This is a genomic window from Proteus columbae (assembly GCF_009914335.1).
Lineage (GTDB): Bacteria > Pseudomonadota > Gammaproteobacteria > Enterobacterales > Enterobacteriaceae > Proteus.
Genome location: NZ_CP043925.1, coordinates 420,807 through 436,302 on the forward strand (window position 1 = coordinate 420,807; position 15,496 = coordinate 436,302).

A 15,496-nucleotide genomic window follows, 5' to 3' on the forward strand; every position below is an offset into this window, starting at 1 on the left:
AGGAGTAATGTATGAGCGCGCTATTGTTGTATTGTAGTACTGATGGTCAAACTAAAAAAATAATGACACAAATTGCGAATGAATTAAGACAACACGGCCATGAATGTGATGTGAGAGATTTAACCTCTGTTCAGCAGAGTTTAAATTTATCTGCTTATAATAAAGTCTTAGTGGGCGCTTCGATTCGTTATGGTTACTTTAATAAAGCGCTCGATAAATTTATCACTCGTCATCTTGCACAATTGAATAGTATGCCGTCCGCATTCTTTGGCGTTAATCTTACGGCAAGAAAAGCAGAAAAGAATACACCCGAGACGAATGCTTATATGCGTAAGTTTTTAGATAAGACCCCATGGAAACCAACGTTAACGGGTGTCTTTGCTGGCGCACTTTTTTATCCTCGTTATAAATGGATTGATAGAGTCATGATCCAGCTAATTATGAAGATGACTAAAGGTGAAACGGATCCTACAAAAGAAATTGAATATACGGATTGGAATAAAGTAAGCGAATTTGCGACGCATTTTGCTAAAATTGAGTGATATTTAATCTTTACTGTGGGGTTTTTATACGTCTTGTTGGAGTTTTGAACGAACAGTAAATTATTTTAAAAAAACACTTGCGCTAATCCGAGATCTCCCTATAATGCGCATCCACTGACCGGCGATGAGCAAACAACAAGCCACGCAGGACGGTGAAGAGAAGAGAAAAAAGTTTGAAAAAACTCTTGACTCTTCAGAGGAATAACGTAGTATACGCCTCCTCGCAACAACGCAGAAGACCGGAAACGGCAGCGAATGTTGCACTGCTCTTTAACAAATTATCAGACAATCTGTGTGGGCACTCGCAGAGACGATATCTTCTAAAATATTAGATGTATCAAGTCTTGAAGAGTGAACAACAAAAGTAAATTCATTTATGAATAGCTAAGTTTTCGATTTCTTTGAGCATCAAACACTTTTAATTGAAGAGTTTGATCATGGCTCAGATTGAACGCTGGCGGCAGGCCTAACACATGCAAGTCGAGCGGTAACAGGAGAAAGCTTGCTTTCTTGCTGACGAGCGGCGGACGGGTGAGTAATGTATGGGGATCTGCCCGATAGAGGGGGATAACTACTGGAAACGGTAGCTAATACCGCATGACGTCTACGGACCAAAGCAGGGGCTCTTCGGACCTTGCGCTATCGGATGAACCCATATGGGATTAGCTAGTAGGTGAGGTAATGGCTCACCTAGGCGACGATCTCTAGCTGGTCTGAGAGGATGATCAGCCACACTGGGACTGAGACACGGCCCAGACTCCTACGGGAGGCAGCAGTGGGGAATATTGCACAATGGGCGCAAGCCTGATGCAGCCATGCCGCGTGTATGAAGAAGGCCTTAGGGTTGTAAAGTACTTTCAGTTGGGAGGAAGGCGTTGATGCTAATATCATCAGCGATTGACGTTACCAACAGAAGAAGCACCGGCTAACTCCGTGCCAGCAGCCGCGGTAATACGGAGGGTGCAAGCGTTAATCGGAATTACTGGGCGTAAAGCGCACGCAGGCGGTTGATTAAGTTAGATGTGAAATCCCCGGGCTTAACCTGGGAATGGCATCTAAGACTGGTCAGCTAGAGTCTTGTAGAGGGGGGTAGAATTCCATGTGTAGCGGTGAAATGCGTAGAGATGTGGAGGAATACCGGTGGCGAAGGCGGCCCCCTGGACAAAGACTGACGCTCAGGTGCGAAAGCGTGGGGAGCAAACAGGATTAGATACCCTGGTAGTCCACGCTGTAAACGATGTCGATTTGGAGGTTGTTCCCTTGAGGAGTGGCTTCCGGAGCTAACGCGTTAAATCGACCGCCTGGGGAGTACGGCCGCAAGGTTAAAACTCAAATGAATTGACGGGGGCCCGCACAAGCGGTGGAGCATGTGGTTTAATTCGATGCAACGCGAAGAACCTTACCTACTCTTGACATCCAGCGAATCCTTTAGAGATAGAGGAGTGCCTTCGGGAACGCTGAGACAGGTGCTGCATGGCTGTCGTCAGCTCGTGTTGTGAAATGTTGGGTTAAGTCCCGCAACGAGCGCAACCCTTATCCTTTGTTGCCAGCGCGTGATGGCGGGAACTCAAAGGAGACTGCCGGTGATAAACCGGAGGAAGGTGGGGATGACGTCAAGTCATCATGGCCCTTACGAGTAGGGCTACACACGTGCTACAATGGCAGATACAAAGAGAAGCGACCTCGCGAGAGCAAGCGGAACTCATAAAGTCTGTCGTAGTCCGGATTGGAGTCTGCAACTCGACTCCATGAAGTCGGAATCGCTAGTAATCGTAGATCAGAATGCTACGGTGAATACGTTCCCGGGCCTTGTACACACCGCCCGTCACACCATGGGAGTGGGTTGCAAAAGAAGTAGGTAGCTTAACCTTCGGGAGGGCGCTTACCACTTTGTGATTCATGACTGGGGTGAAGTCGTAACAAGGTAACCGTAGGGGAACCTGCGGTTGGATCACCTCCTTACCTAAGAGATACGTGTTATGTGCAGTGCTCACACAGATTGTCTGATGAAGAACGAGCAAAAGCGCGTCTGCGAAGCTGACTGAAGTCCCCTTCGTCTAGAGGCCTAGGACACCGCCCTTTCACGGCGGTAACAGGGGTTCGAATCCCCTAGGGGACGCCAATTGCGCGGTATGAGTGAAAGGCGTACCACACTATAGTCTGATGAGAATCAGAGAATAGTTAAGATAATTCGCATGAGTTATTTTACCTATTATGCTCTTTAACAATCTGGAACAAGCTGAAAAATTGAAAACAAATCAATATATCACCGAGGTATATTGATGAGTCTCTCAAAATCTCAGACCTTGAATGTGTGATACTCCAAGGCGAGTGTCATGAGCGAGCAACAGCAATTCTAGGCGGACAGCGCGCAGTAAGCGCAGCATACATAAGTATGTGAGCATTACGAGCACTGCCCAACAACGAATTGATGCTTGTGTAGCCATGACCTTTAAAGTCGTCTTCGAGAGAAACACCTTCGGGTTGTGAGGTTAAGCGAATAAGCGTACACGGTGGATGCCTAGGCAATCAGAGGCGATGAAGGACGTGCTAATCTGCGATAAGCGTCGGTAAGGTGATATGAACCGTTATACCCGACGATTTCCGAATGGGGAAACCCAATATCCAATGGATATTATCATTAACTGAATACATAGGTTAATGAAGCGAACCGGGAGAACTGAAACATCTCAGTACCCCGAGGAAAAGAAATCAACCGAGATTCCCCTAGTAGCGGCGAGCGAACGGGGAACAGCCCAGAGTCTTAATCAATAGCAGCATCAGGAGAACGGTCTGGAAAGTCCGGCAGTAAAGGGTGATAGCCCCGTATCTGAAGATGCTGTTATTGTGAACTCGACGAGTAGGGCGGGACACGTGTTATCCTGTCTGAATATGGGGGGACCATCCTCCAAGGCTAAATACTCCTGATTGACCGATAGTGAACCAGTACCGTGAGGGAAAGGCGAAAAGAACCCCGGCGAGGGGAGTGAAAAAGAACCTGAAACCGTGTACGTACAAGCAGTAGGAGCCTCTTCGTGAGGTGACTGCGTACCTTTTGTATAATGGGTCAGCGACTTATATTCTGTAGCAAGGTTAACCGAATAGGGGAGCCGTAGGGAAACCGAGTCTTAACTGGGCGAATGAGTTGCAGGGTATAGACCCGAAACCCGGTGATCTATCCATGGGCAGGTTGAAGGTTGGGTAACACTAACTGGAGGACCGAACCGACTAATGTTGAAAAATTAGCGGATGACTTGTGGATGGGGGTGAAAGGCCAATCAAACCGGGAGATAGCTGGTTCTCCCCGAAAGCTATTTAGGTAGCGCCTCGTGAACTCATCTTCGGGGGTAGAGCACTGTTTCGACTAGGGGGTCATCCCGACTTACCAACTCGATGCAAACTACGAATACCGAAGAATGTTATCACGGGAGACACACGGCGGGTGCTAACGTTCGTCGTGAAGAGGGAAACAACCCAGACCGCCAGCTAAGGTCCCAAAGTCATAGTTAAGTGGGAAACGAAGTGGGAAGGCTCAGACAGCCAGGATGTTGGCTTAGAAGCAGCCATCATTTAAAGAAAGCGTAATAGCTCACTGGTCGAGTCGGCCTGCGCGGAAGATGTAACGGGGCTAAACTATGCACCGAAGCTGCGGCAGCGATATGTAAATATTGTTGGGTAGGGGAGCGTTCTGTAAGCCTGTGAAGGTGTGCTGTGAGGCATGCTGGAGGTATCAGAAGTGCGAATGCTGACATAAGTAACGATAATGCGGGTGAAAAACCCGCACGCCGGAAGACCAAGGGTTCCTGTCCAACGTTAATCGGGGCAGGGTGAGTCGACCCCTAAGGCGAGGCTGAAAAGCGTAGTCGATGGGAAACGGGTTAATATTCCCGTACTGGTGGTAACTGCGATGGGGGAACGGAGAAGGCTAGGTTGTCCGGGCGACGGTCGTCCCGGTTCAAGCATGTAGGCAGAGTGATTAGGCAAATCCGGTCACTTAATGCTGAGGTGTGATGACGAGCCACTAAGGTGGTGAAGCAATTGATGCCCTGCTTCCAGGAAAAGCCTCTAAGCTTCAGGTTACCAACAATCGTACCCCAAACCGACACAGGTGGTCAGGTAGAGAATACTCAGGCGCTTGAGAGAACTCGGGTGAAGGAACTAGGCAAAATGGTGCCGTAACTTCGGGAGAAGGCACGCTGGCGGTAAGTGAAGTCCCTTGCGGACGGAGCCGAAGCCAGTCGAAGATACCAGCTGGCTGCAACTGTTTATTAAAAACACAGCACTGTGCAAACACGAAAGTGGACGTATACGGTGTGACGCCTGCCCGGTGCTGGAAGGTTAATTGATGGGGTTATCCGTAAGGAGAAGCTCTTGATCGAAGCCCCAGTAAACGGCGGCCGTAACTATAACGGTCCTAAGGTAGCGAAATTCCTTGTCGGGTAAGTTCCGACCTGCACGAATGGCGTAATGATGGCCAGGCTGTCTCCACCCGAGACTCAGTGAAATTGAACTCGCTGTGAAGATGCAGTGTACCCGCGGCAAGACGGAAAGACCCCGTGAACCTTTACTATAGCTTGACACTGAACATTGAGCCTTGATGTGTAGGATAGGTGGGAGACTTAGAAGTGTGGACGCCAGTCTGCATGGAGTCAACCTTGAAATACCACCCTTTAACGTTTGATGTTCTAACCTAGGCCCATAATCTGGGTCGGGGACCGTGTCTGGTGGGTAGTTTGACTGGGGCGGTCTCCTCCTAAAGAGTAACGGAGGAGCACGAAGGTTGGCTAAGCATGGTCGGACATCATGCGGTTAGTGCAAAGGCATAAGCCAGCTTGACTGTGAGAGTGACGGCTCGAGCAGGTACGAAAGTAGGTCTTAGTGATCCGGTGGTTCTGAATGGAAGGGCCATCGCTCAACGGATAAAAGGTACTCCGGGGATAACAGGCTGATACCGCCCAAGAGTTCATATCGACGGCGGTGTTTGGCACCTCGATGTCGGCTCATCACATCCTGGGGCTGAAGTAGGTCCCAAGGGTATGGCTGTTCGCCATTTAAAGTGGTACGCGAGCTGGGTTTAGAACGTCGTGAGACAGTTCGGTCCCTATCTGCCGTGGGCGTTGGAAGATTGAGAGGGGTTGCTCCTAGTACGAGAGGACCGGAGTGAACGCACCACTGGTGTTCGGGTTGTCATGCCAATGGCATTGCCCGGTAGCTAAGTGCGGAAGAGATAACCGCTGAAAGCATCTAAGCGGGAAACTTGCCTCGAGATGAGTCTTCCCTGTCACCTAGAGTGACCTAAAGGAACGTTTAAGACTAAGACGTTGATAGGCTGGGTGTGTAAGCGTAGCGATACGTTGAGCTAACCAGTACTAATGAACCGTGAGGCTTAACCTGACAACACCGAAGGTGTTTTGTCTGAGAGACGAACATCGATGAAGTAAGCTTGTTTAAGATTGAGATTGCTGGTTACTGAGAAAGAAACAACAGTAACGGGTAATGATACCGAATTTGCTTGGCGGCCATAGCGCAGCGGACCCACCTGAATCCATGCCGAACTCAGAAGTGAAACGTTGTAGCGCCGATGGTAGTGTGGGGTCTCCCCATGTGAGAGTAGGGAACTGCCAGGCATTAAATAAGACGAGAAAGCCAACCCAATGGGTTGGCTTTTTTGCGTTTGGGGCTTTTAAAAGATCAAAAATGAGTGAATTTTAAATATTATTCTAAATTCTGAATATAAAAATGCCCTAAATTAGGGCATTTTTTATGATCTTTTAACAAAAGTTATGACGAGAAAATGCAGCGAGTACTGTTCTTTCTGAAATTTCTAAATAGTCTTCCATTGCTGTTGCGGCTTCTTGTGCTTTTCCATCCATCAACAGCATTAAAATCTGTTCATTTTTTTCAATATAAGGTGCGTGTAGTAATTGGGGATCATTGAGTAAGCCAAATGCTAAACGCAATTCAGCTAGAATAAGTTGGTATTGTTTAAACAATCTAGGGCTATCTGAAAGCTCAACAATCGCGGTATGAAAGTGCATATTGCAGGTTCCTACACCACTCCAATCTTGTTGTTCTTGAAAAATTTTTGCTTGATTAACATTATCTTGCATTCTAACAATAGCGGGATGCATGGGATAAGAATGTCGTAGAGCATCACATTCAATTAATCGTCTTACACGATAAATATCCATGATGCTTGCCATATCTGGTACAGAAACAAAAACACCACGATTAGGTTTATAAGTCAAAAGCCCTTCTTGGGTAAGAACGCGGAAAACCTCTCTTAAAGTATTACGTGATATTTCTAGCGTTTCACTTAATGCAGTTTCTGACAATCTTTCGCCAGGAGGTAATTCTCCAATAGTGATTTTTTGTCGAATAATATTTGCGACTTTTTGAGAAAGAATTTGTGGAGATGTTTTTTTCTGCATTATCTTCTGCTATTAGCTTAATAGAAGCGTCTATTCTATCAGTGTGTTTTGTAATATATAACCTCTATTATGCCACTCTGTCGTACTTCTCACTGTATCGAATATAACTTTCTATTTATTTCCATCAAAAAAATTAATTTTTCCTTACGATATTTTAGTGATTAAACATATTTTTCCTTCTATATTAGCGCACTATTTTTGTGCATTTGATCTTTTTATGCCTCATTTAAGTGCATATTCATGACTAATTAACGAGTCATGATTGTCAATAAAATGTTAAAAATGCGATCTTGTTTGCACTTTTATCATCCCATATTTAAATCTATTTGCTTATTTATTCATCTATTATTATTAATTGTTCAACAATCTAATATCAGGTGATTAACAATTACGTATTCATGCTCAACAATGGCACGCTAATTGCCTTAGTAATAATAATTAAAATAATGATGATAAAGGGGGTAGCTCATGGCTACACAAGACACTGCAAATACAACATCAAATACGTTTATAAAAAATAGACGTTCTTCTCTGATAGCTGCCATTTTTTTAATGGCAACGTCAGCAATTGGGCCAGGTTTTATTACTCAAACTGCAACCTTTACTGCCACTATGGGAGCCGCATTTGCGTTTGGTATTTTGGCATCAATCATCATCGACTATGTTGTTCAGCAAAGTATCTGGCGAGTGATCACGGTTACCAATATGCGAGCTTCAGATATTGCTAACAAAGCAATACCTGGCAGTGGCTACTTACTTGCTGTATTAGTTATTTTTGGCGGCTTAGTATTTAACGTGGGTAACATTGCAGGTGCTGGCTTAGGGCTTAATGCAATGGTTGGTCTTGATCCTAAATGGGGCGGGATCTTAAGTGCTTTACTTGCGATCTATATTTTCTCATCACGCAAAGCCAGTAACTTTATTGATCGTATGATCATTGTTCTTGGTATCGTTATGATCTTACTGACGGTTTTTGTCATGATTGCGTCTAATCCTCCAGTAGGTGAAGCATTAAGACAAACTGTTTTACCTGATGCAATTAACTTCGCTACGATCACTACAATTGTTGGTGGAACCGTAGGCGGTTATATCTGTTATGCGGGTGCTCACCGTCTCCTTGATAAAGGAACAACGGGGATTGAGAACATTGATGCGGTATCAAGCGCTGCAACCAAGGGAATTTTAGTCGTTGGATTAATGCGCTATATCCTGTTCCTTGCCATTTTAGGTGTGGTTGCCAGTGGTGTAACATTAGATATTTCTAGCCATGCAGCAAATCCAGCTTCTCAAGCATTTCAACATGCAGCGGGTTTAACTGGATTACGCATCTTTGGTCTTATTTTATGGGCAGCTGCATTAACGAGTGTGATTGGTGCTGCTTATACCTCAATGTCATTTATTACTGTATTTAAAGAAGGTGTTACTGAGCGTCAACGTAATATCGCAACCATTATTTTCATCGCTATTTCACTCGCCATTTATATGGTAATGGGAACTGCACCGGCTGCATTATTAGTCTTTGCCGGTGGTTTTAATGGACTAATTTTACCTATTGGTATGACACTTTTCATTTTTGTTGCATGGCGCCGCCAAGATCTCATGAATGGTTATAAATATCCTGCATGGTTACTGTGGTCAGGTATTTTTGTCTGTGCGCTGACTTGGTATATGGGCATTATGTCCGTGGGTGCTATTTTCAACTACCTCAACATTGCTTAAGAGAATAATAACGATGATAAAAGCAGTCGATTTAAACAGTGATTTAGGTGAAAGCTTCGGTCAATGGACAATGGGCAATGATGATGCAGTGCTTGAAATTGTCAGTAGTGCAAATATTGCTTGTGGCTTTCATGCAGGTTCACCAGATGGAATTTTAAAAACATTAAAAGCAGCGAAACAACACAATGTCGCGATAGGGGCACACGTCGCTTATCCTGATTTAGTGGGTTTTGGTCGCCGTAATATGGATATCGCCAGTGATGAATTAACCGCAGATGTGATTTATCAAATAGGTGCATTACAAGGATTAGCTAAAGCGGTTGGAATGTGTGTGACTTATGTTAAGCCTCATGGCGCGCTTTATAACACTATTGCTCATGATAAACGTCAAGCACTTGCTGTTATTGATGCGATCCTCTCCATCGATCCACAACTTATATTAGTTGCTTTAGCCGGATCACCCCTTATTGAACTTGCAAAGGAAAAAGGGCTTCGAGTGATTGCTGAAGCCTTTGCAGATAGAGCTTATCATTCTGATGGCACATTAGTTTCTCGCAAAAAAGAGGGTGCCGTTTTACATGATCCCAAACTTGTTGCACAACGCATGTTACGCCTTGTGCAAGAAGGTGGAATTGAATCTATAGAAGGTATTTTTACCACGATACAGGCTGATTCTATTTGTGTTCATGGTGATAGCCCAGATGCTGTAGCTCTTGCCAAAAGTGTAAAAGAAATTTTAATTAATCATGGTGTTAGCATTAAGCCTTTTGCCCCTTCTTCACTGAACAATGAGGTGTAAAAATGACTTATTTAATGAAGGCAACACCTGAGGCAATCACAAAAGCACAAGAAGCTCGACTTGCTATTCGCAATGGTTTGGATATTCCAACAGCGGGTATGGCTAAAGGAATGACACAAGCTAATATGATTAGTTTGCCGCGTGATTGGGCATTTGATTTTCTGCTTTATGCTCAACGTAATCCGAAAAGTTGCCCTATTTTAGATGTGTGTGAATCAGGAAGTTATCGCACTGTTTTAGCAAAAGGCGCTGATCTACGCACTGATATTCCCCGTTACTGTGTTTGGGAAAATGGCAAATTAGTTGATGAAATTACGGATGCCACTGAGCTTTGGGCGCAACATCCCGATCTCGTTACGTTTCTTATTGGCTGTAGTTTCACATTTGAAACGCCAATGTTAGAAGCGGGCATTGAAATCCGCCATATCACAGATAACTGCAATGTCCCGATGTATAAAACAAATCGCTTATGTCGCCCTGCGGGGCGATTAGAAGGCGAGTTAGTGGTTTCAATGCGTCCTATTCCAGCGGATAGAGTCTCTGATGCTGTGATGATCAGTGGTCGTTTCCCTTCTGTACATGGCGCTCCCGTACATATTGGCTCGCCTGATGCGCTGGGTATTAAAGATATTATGTCGCCAGATTTTGGCTCCTCAGTGAGAATTGAAGAAGGCGAGATCCCCGTATTTTGGGCTTGTGGTGTAACTCCACAAGCGGCAGTGATGCGTTCAGGTGTTCCTTTTGCAATCAGCCATGCTCCGGGGCATATGTTTATTACCGATGTGCCTGATGCTGCTTATCACGTATAAGGGAGGAAGATACTTTGCGCTTTTTACCCGTTAACTTATCTCATGTACTTGTCGAGCTATCCTCTTTAAAAGAGACGCTTGCATTGTATGAATCCATTAAACAAGCGAATATTGCTGCTATTCAAGATATTGTTCCCGCAGCGAAAACACTCTTAATTCACTATACGCCGTGGCTAATCACGGCTGAAGAACTTGTGTGTCAGATCCGACAATTAGAAGTTAAAGCGATATCAGCTCGTCAAACACAATCATTAACGATCCCTGTCCATTATCAAGGTGAAGATCTTAATGAGGTCGCTGAATTATTAGGGATCGCTACCAATGAGGTGATCCGCAGGCACACAGAACAAACCTATCAAGTAGCATTCACTGGTTTTGCCCCAGGTTTTGCTTATTTGATTGCCGATGAAACGCAGCTCTATGTGCCTCGCCGTAAAACACCTCGCACACGAATTCCTGCTGGATCTGTCGGATTAGCTGGTGAGTTTAGTGGTGTTTATCCACAACAAAGCCCAGGTGGTTGGCAATTAATTGGCACCACAGAAATAAAAATGTGGGATCTTTCTCGTGAACAACCTGCCTTTTTATTACCAGGTAATGAAGTGCATTTTGTTGATGTCCAAAAATCCCCAATAACAGTTTCATTACCTGAGAAAAAATCAGCAGTAGCTTCCCAGCTCTCGTTAAATGATAAAGGGTTATATGTCATTTCAGCAGGGCTACAAACTTTATTTCAAGATGAAGGGCGTATTGGCGCGGCATCAATGGGGGTTTCAGCGTCTGGCGCGCTCGATAAGCCAGCTTTACATGCAGCTAATCGTCTAGTGGGTAATCCTATCTCATTTGTGGCGCTTGAAATAACGCAAGGTGGATTAACGCTTAAAGCACGACAAGACTGTGTGATTGCATTAACCGGTGCAGATTGTTCTATTTTATTAAAACATGAATCGGGTGAGGGCGAATATTTATCAGGTTATCAGCCTATAGATGTTCGCTGTGGCGATGAAATTATTTTAGGTATGCCAAAAGCGGGTGTACGTAGTTATCTAGCTGTTAGAGGTGGTTTTGAATTACCAGCGGTTTTAGGCAGCCATGCGTTTGATACTTTAGCGCAAATTGGTCCTAATGCTTTACAAGAAGGTGACGTACTTCATCTTAATCACGAAAGTACGCTAAATGGGATTATTGCTGAGGAACAACCTACATCAACACTGCCAAAACAAGGCGATATCGTTACGCTGGATGTTGTTCTAGGCCCTCGTACAGACTGGTTTACAACGGATGCGATAAAGACGTTAACGTCTCAATTATGGCAAGTGACACCACAGTCTAATCGTATTGGGTTACGTCTGTTGGGCGAAATACCTCTGGCACGAGAGCAACAACAAGAGCTATCGAGCGAAGGCACTTGCATTGGTGCAATTCAAGTTCCGATTAATGGGCAACCTGTTTTGTTCCTTAACGATCACCCTTTAACAGGAGGATACCCTGTTATCGGTGCTGTTGCTGAATACCACTTACCACTCGCAGGGCAGATCCCTGTTAACGCTAAAATTCGTTTTAATCCAATTACCGAATTTCAAGAATATTGATAGGAGAATGCCACTCATGACAACAATTAACCAAAAACAACGAGTGAAGCATAGAGTACTGATTGCCAACAGAGGCGAAATCGCTGTTCGTATTATTCGAGCTTGTCAGGACTATGGCGCGACATCCATCGCTATTTATGCCAATGATGATATTGATGCATTGCATGTTCGCCTTGCTGATGAAGCTTATGGGCTCAATGGTAATTTGCCGAAAGAGAGCTATCTAGATATTAATAAAATTATTGAGATTGCCCATAAAGCTAATGCCACGATGATCCATCCCGGTTACGGTTTTCTTTCTGAACGAGCTGATTTTGCAAAAGCGGTACAAGACGCGGGATTTATTTGGATCGGCCCTAACCCAGAAACGATAGAAGTGCTTGGCGACAAAGTGAAAGCTCGCAAAATTGCACAATCTGTTGGTGCTCCTCTTGTAAATGGTACGGCTGATCCCGTTAATGATGCCAAAGAGGTTCTAGATTTTGCTAAACAATATGGTCTACCTGTTGCCATTAAAGCCGCTTTTGGTGGTGGTGGACGGGGTTTAAAGATCGCCCATAAAATGGACGAAATTGAAGAGCTGTATCATTCAGCAGTACGAGAAGCTGTAACAGCTTTTGGACGTGGTGAATGTTATGTCGAACAATTCTTAGATAAACCTCGCCATATCGAAGCGCAAATTATTGCCGATAAACTGGGTAACGTTGTGGTTGTAGGAACGCGAGACTGTTCATTACAACGTCGTAATCAGAAGTTAATTGAAGAAGCACCAGCACCTTATTTAACAGATGAACAACGTGAACGTATTCATCAGTCAGCTAAAGATATTTGTGCTAAAGCGGGCTATGTAGGTGCGGGTACGGTCGAGTTTTTATTAAGTGCCAACGGTACTATCTCCTTTCTTGAAGTGAATACACGTTTACAAGTAGAGCACCCAGTTACCGAAGAAACGGCGGGTATTGATTTAGTGATAGAGCAGTTACGTATTGCGGAAGGTTTACCACTCAGTATTGATAAAACCCCTGTTCCGCGCGGTCACTCTTTTGAATTTAGGATCAACGCAGAAGATCCCGCCAAAGGCTTTTTGCCAACACCGGGTTTAATTACGCATTTCTCTCAGCCTTCAGGTCCAGGTGTGCGTGTAGATAGTGGTGTTGCTGAAAATAATCATGTTTCACGTCAATTTGATTCCATGATGGCGAAATTAATCGTCACTGGAGCAACGCGTGAACAAGCTATTTCTCGTGCTCGTCGAGCGTTATCTGAGTTTAAAATTGAAGGTGTGGCAAGTGTATTGCCTTTCCATTGTGAAATGATGGAACATACCGATTTTACTGAAGATTTCAGCGTACATACCCGTTGGATTGAAACTGATTTTCAAGCAAAAAATACCCATTTCCCTCGTAGTACATCGGCAAAAAATGAAGAACTTGTGCGTACTTTTATTGAAATTGATGGTCGTCGTCACGAATTAGCCTTACCTGCTCAATTACTTTCTCTCTCTGCGGTAATACCGACAGCAATCGGTGCGAGCTATGAGAAAGAAGAGAATGAAAAAGCCGTCACTGCACCTATTTCGGGCGTATTGCATAGCTGGATTTTATCTGATGGTGACAAAGTTAAAGAAGGCGATGTCATTGCTATTATGGAAGCGATGAAAATGGAAGTTCAAGTTGTGGCTTCTCGTAATGGTGTGTTACTGCAAAAGGCGAAAACAGGTGATTATTTTTCAGCAGAAACCATTTTGGCTGAAATTAACTAACTGATTAATCAATAAAATATCTTTTTTCAAAGTTGGCTCTTTAATATGAATAAAGCTCATATTAAGGAGCTTTTTTATAACAATGAAATTTATATTCCTATTTGTTATATCTAATTCCTTTTGGTTATAAGTTATTTTGCCTATAATCGAAGCTTGTGAAATTTTGAGCAAAAAGGAAATAAGATGTTGCTTGTAACACAACTGCTTATTGGCGCTACGATAGGGTTAGTTATTACAACAACGGGTGTTGGCGGTGGTGTTATTTTATTGCCAGTTCTTATTTATCTTTTTGGTATGAATGCACTAGCGGCAGTTGCGACAGCAAATTTACTTTCTATGCTAATGAAACTCTCATCTTCTTATATCCATTTTCGTTTAGGCAATATTCCATTAAAACCTGCACTATTGATTTTGGGGATCATGTTTCCTGCGACATTTTTAGCGAGTTATGGCGTGACATGGTTGGGATCACAACCTCAATATTATGCTCGTGTTGAATCTGCAATTAATATCTTAATGATTGTGGCTATTGTATTTTCGCTGATCTTATTTTTACAGCGAATGATAAGAAAATCATCACTTTCAGCTCCTTTGAGCCCTTTATCGGCACCTTCTTCTGTTACTTTTTCTTCCTTATTTGTGCCGGGAGTAAGTGCTGGGTTTGTACTTGGTGCAACTGGCGTAGGAGGGGGATTAGTGGTGTTGCCTGTGTTAATGCGTTTTGCACAAATGGGGATTAAAGAGGCAATCGGCACTTCTATTTTTATTACCACGATCCTTTCTGGTGGATCAGCTATCGCTTATAGTGCTGGTGGTTATACCGATGTTCACACGGCACTTATTCTTTGCTTAGGCTCATTACTCTCTATTCCATTAGCACGCTATTTACTGGTGTATTTATCAGAGCGTTTTTTCCAATATTTAACACTGTCTTTTATTCTGATCAGCATCATTATGATGAGTTGGAAATTAATAAATTAACTTAATGTAATATCGAGTGAGTCAATCTTTCTCTTATTACCTTTAGTTAGACTAAACTTATTCTATCATCATTAGATTAACTATTAAGAGTAAGTAAAAACGAGATGAACATTAAAACAGGTGATGAGTTTTTAGTTTATATGGCGCTGGGTGAAGAGAGTTATATGAAAGAGTATTACCGTGTGATTGAAATTGATCCAACGCTTTCCCAAGTAACAGGTAAATTACTAAGAAGAACGACAGCGGATGATAAAAATATTGGTTTAGGTCGTTGCGAGTTAGAAGGCGGTATTGAGCAATTTGCGTTAGAAGATATCTATCCTGTTAAAGAGTGATCCGTTATTGAGATCACTCTCTTTACTTAATTTGTCGCTTAGGCAGCGGGCGCATTTTCAGGTAATGCAGATTTTGGTAAGCCAAACACTTTGTCAAATACCCAGTTATAAACGAAGGTATAACAAGGGATGATGATGATCAGTGCAAAGTCCATCACTAACGCTTGCCATAACGAAACATTAAGCCACCATGCTATTAACGGAATTAAATAGAGCACCAGTGTTAGCTGAAATCCAATCGCATGTACTAGGCGACGTCTAAATGTTCGAATTCTTGAAACCTGCCGACTCTCCCAAAATTCAAATAGACAGTTATAAATAAAATTCCAACTCACCGCGATTGTTGTGATCACAAGCGCTAATGGGCCAGTTACTGCTGTTGAGCTATCAGCCAAAAGTGCAAGCCCGACTGATGAAATAACCCAGCCAAAAATTTCATAAGCTGTCACGTAGACAATTTTTCGTTTGATACCTTGCATTGTGCTCTCTTTTTCTGTGGATCTGTGTCGTTAAGCATCGTAAGATA

10 protein-coding genes, 1 tRNA gene and 3 rRNA genes are annotated in these 15,496 nt (G+C 43.6%); 12 read left to right on the forward strand and 2 right to left on the reverse strand.

Going from position 1 to position 15,496, the window contains the following annotated elements:
* Positions 1–11: 11 nt before the first annotated feature.
* The 5 genes from hemG to rrf all read left to right on the forward strand — a co-directional run bounded on the left by hemG (position 12) and on the right by rrf (position 6,169).
* Positions 12–542, forward strand: a complete 531-nt coding sequence (gene hemG, locus F1325_RS02055; protein WP_100158035.1) for a menaquinone-dependent protoporphyrinogen IX dehydrogenase — start codon at positions 12–14, stop codon at positions 540–542.
* A 419-nt stretch (positions 543–961) separates the two neighbouring features.
* Positions 962–2,504 (forward strand): 16S ribosomal RNA (locus F1325_RS02060).
* Positions 2,505–2,588: 84 nt separating this feature from the next.
* Positions 2,589–2,664 (forward strand) — tRNA-Glu (locus tag F1325_RS02065).
* Positions 2,665–3,032: 368 nt separating this feature from the next.
* Positions 3,033–5,936: ribosomal RNA gene (locus F1325_RS02070) — 23S ribosomal RNA — on the forward strand.
* Between the two features lie 117 nt (positions 5,937–6,053).
* Positions 6,054–6,169 (forward strand): 5S ribosomal RNA (gene rrf / locus F1325_RS02075).
* Together the 16S, 23S and 5S rRNA genes with 1 tRNA gene alongside form the textbook arrangement of a ribosomal RNA operon.
* Positions 6,170–6,313: 144 nt before the next feature.
* Here rrf and F1325_RS02080 read toward each other — a convergent pair.
* The gene (locus F1325_RS02080) at positions 6,314–6,973 is read right to left on the reverse strand and encodes a GntR family transcriptional regulator (protein ID WP_109374285.1); all 660 of its coding nucleotides are present in this window, start codon (positions 6,971–6,973) and stop codon (positions 6,314–6,316) included.
* Positions 6,974–7,441: 468 nt separating this feature from the next.
* Here F1325_RS02080 and F1325_RS02085 point away from each other — a divergent pair, with 468 nt between their 5' ends.
* The 7 genes from F1325_RS02085 (at position 7,442) to F1325_RS02115 (ending at position 14,970) form a co-directional block, all read left to right on the forward strand.
* Positions 7,442–8,692 carry an NRAMP family divalent metal transporter gene (locus tag F1325_RS02085; RefSeq protein ID WP_160229930.1) on the forward strand — a complete coding sequence of 417 codons (1,251 nt, stop codon included), beginning with the start codon at positions 7,442–7,444 and terminating at the stop codon, positions 8,690–8,692.
* Between the two features lie 13 nt (positions 8,693–8,705).
* The gene (locus F1325_RS02090) at positions 8,706–9,491 is read left to right on the forward strand and encodes a LamB/YcsF family protein (RefSeq protein WP_109374287.1); all 786 of its coding nucleotides are present in this window, start codon (positions 8,706–8,708) and stop codon (positions 9,489–9,491) included.
* A gap of 2 nt (positions 9,492–9,493) precedes the next feature.
* Positions 9,494–10,300 (forward strand): putative hydro-lyase, encoded by an 807-nt coding sequence (locus F1325_RS02095; RefSeq protein ID WP_160229931.1) that lies wholly within the window; start codon positions 9,494–9,496, stop codon positions 10,298–10,300.
* Between the two features lie 14 nt (positions 10,301–10,314).
* The gene (locus F1325_RS02100) at positions 10,315–11,892 is read left to right on the forward strand and encodes a 5-oxoprolinase/urea amidolyase family protein (RefSeq protein WP_109374289.1); all 1,578 of its coding nucleotides are present in this window, start codon (positions 10,315–10,317) and stop codon (positions 11,890–11,892) included.
* Between the two features lie 16 nt (positions 11,893–11,908).
* Positions 11,909–13,654: an acetyl/propionyl/methylcrotonyl-CoA carboxylase subunit alpha gene (locus tag F1325_RS02105; RefSeq protein WP_160229932.1), complete on the forward strand. Its 1,746-nt coding sequence runs from the start codon at positions 11,909–11,911 to the stop codon at positions 13,652–13,654.
* Positions 13,655–13,837: 183 nt separating this feature from the next.
* Positions 13,838–14,635, forward strand: coding sequence for a sulfite exporter TauE/SafE family protein (locus F1325_RS02110; protein ID WP_160229933.1), 798 nt, complete (start codon positions 13,838–13,840; stop codon positions 14,633–14,635).
* A gap of 104 nt (positions 14,636–14,739) precedes the next feature.
* Positions 14,740–14,970 carry a hypothetical protein gene (locus F1325_RS02115; protein WP_100159878.1) on the forward strand — a complete coding sequence of 77 codons (231 nt, stop codon included), beginning with the start codon at positions 14,740–14,742 and terminating at the stop codon, positions 14,968–14,970.
* 38 nt (positions 14,971–15,008) lie between these two features.
* Here the strand turns inward: F1325_RS02115 and F1325_RS02120 are convergent, their stop codons facing one another.
* Complete coding sequence (locus tag F1325_RS02120; protein ID WP_109374292.1) at positions 15,009–15,449, reverse strand: PACE efflux transporter; 441 nt, start codon at positions 15,447–15,449, stop codon at positions 15,009–15,011.
* Positions 15,450–15,496 lie beyond the last annotated feature (47 nt).

Coding starts and splice junctions, on each gene's coding strand:
- F1325_RS02115 (WP_100159878.1), top strand. CDS start 14,740: ATGAACATTAAAACAGGTGATGAGTTTTTAGTTTATATGGCGCTGGGT.
- F1325_RS02095 (WP_160229931.1), top strand. CDS start 9,494: ATGACTTATTTAATGAAGGCAACACCTGAGGCAATCACAAAAGCACAA.
- F1325_RS02120 (WP_109374292.1), bottom strand. CDS start 15,449: ATGCAAGGTATCAAACGAAAAATTGTCTACGTGACAGCTTATGAAATT.
- F1325_RS02085 (WP_160229930.1), top strand. CDS start 7,442: ATGGCTACACAAGACACTGCAAATACAACATCAAATACGTTTATAAAA.
- F1325_RS02080 (WP_109374285.1), bottom strand. CDS start 6,973: ATGCAGAAAAAAACATCTCCACAAATTCTTTCTCAAAAAGTCGCAAAT.
- F1325_RS02090 (WP_109374287.1), top strand. CDS start 8,706: ATGATAAAAGCAGTCGATTTAAACAGTGATTTAGGTGAAAGCTTCGGT.
- F1325_RS02110 (WP_160229933.1), top strand. CDS start 13,838: ATGTTGCTTGTAACACAACTGCTTATTGGCGCTACGATAGGGTTAGTT.
- hemG (WP_100158035.1), top strand. CDS start 12: ATGAGCGCGCTATTGTTGTATTGTAGTACTGATGGTCAAACTAAAAAA.
- F1325_RS02105 (WP_160229932.1), top strand. CDS start 11,909: ATGACAACAATTAACCAAAAACAACGAGTGAAGCATAGAGTACTGATT.